The sequence below is a fragment of the Micrococcus sp. KRD026 genome (assembly GCF_017168445.1).
GTDB lineage: Bacteria > Actinomycetota > Actinomycetes > Actinomycetales > Micrococcaceae > Micrococcus > Micrococcus luteus.
Genome location: NZ_JABFBA010000046.1, coordinates 1 through 1,188, shown reverse-complemented (window position 1 = coordinate 1,188; position 1,188 = coordinate 1). Strand labels below are relative to the sequence as shown.

General features: G+C 72.4%; 1 protein-coding gene. It reads right to left on the bottom strand.

From position 1 onward, the window contains the following. Nucleotides 1-267: 267 nt before the first annotated feature. Nucleotides 268-1,047, bottom strand: coding sequence for a hypothetical protein (locus J1M40_RS11840; protein WP_206450818.1), 780 nt, complete (start codon nt 1,045-1,047; stop codon nt 268-270). Nucleotides 1,048-1,188: the final 141 nt, after the last annotated feature.

Below are 1,188 nucleotides of genomic sequence, written 5' to 3'. Positions count from 1 at the left end.
GGCGCGGAGACGACGGCACGGCAGGGCCCCGCCGTGGGGGCGATGTCTGGGCCGGCGACCGGCGGGGGACGTGTCGTGGAGGGGCAGCCAGCTGCCGGTGCCGCGCTGCGAGCTCGCGGTGCCGCGGAGACAGCGGCAGCCGCCGCGGGCGGACGGCCCCGCCCGCATCGTGCGGGCGGGGCCACCGGGGGGTGTGGGCGCTCGCGGCCCGGGTGGTCAGCGGCGGGGCCGCCGCAGTGCGACGACCCCGCCGAGAGGGAGAGGGAATCAGGCCGTGGCGGGAGCCTCGGCGGTTCCGCGGGTGCTGGCCCGCTCCACGGCGGAGCCCTCCCGCACGCTGGCGGACTCCGGGGACTGCATCAGCGGCACGGCGCGGAACAGACGTCCCACGCCCTCGTACTCGGCGTCGATCGTGGGGAGCTGTTCCCGACGGATCGGCATCAGAATGCCGTGTGCCCACTGGCCGTGGACCCACGCGACGGGCTTGCCCGAGTGGTTGGTGTCCGGGTCGAACGTGAGCACCTCACCGTCGCTGGTGTACCGCGCCGTCACGTCGGCCAGCGCCTTGACGTACTTCGGATTGACCGTGAACGTGCCCTCCTCGAGCGCGCCCCGCGGCTGGGTGTGCAGGCGGAACAGGGAAGCGATCTTCGGATACTCGTCCGCGTCCGCGTAGTTCTTCAGCGGCACCGTCTGCACCTGCCCGTTCGCCGCGTGGACGGTGAACGTGACGGTGTCCTCGTCGGCCGTCAGCTCCACCGTGCCGTCCTTCTTCGCGGCGCGGAGCACCGGGAGCAGAACCTTCAGGCCCGAGCGGTGCAGGCGCACCGGCGGCAGGCCCGCGCCGTGCGCGGGCGCCTCCAGGGCGTACTCGGTCAGCGTGCGGGCGAGCTGGTAGCGGTCCGTGCTGTAGGCGATCAGGCCCTGGTCGGTCACCTCCAGAGGGACCGTGGTCAGGCGAGCCCCGACCGGCTCGTCGGCGAGGCGGGCGGGGTAGGAAGCGACATCGAGACCGCGGAGCAGCTGGCGGGCGTTGAACGTGAGCATGAGAGCCTCCAAGGCTAGGGGTGCAGGGGGCCGGGTGCCTCCCGCTGAGTCAAACCATACACGGGTTGTGGTGTGGGCGCAATCGGTTGTGTGGTGTTGTTTGTGGTGGGGGTGTGGTGGTGTGCTGGCGGTGTTATGGCA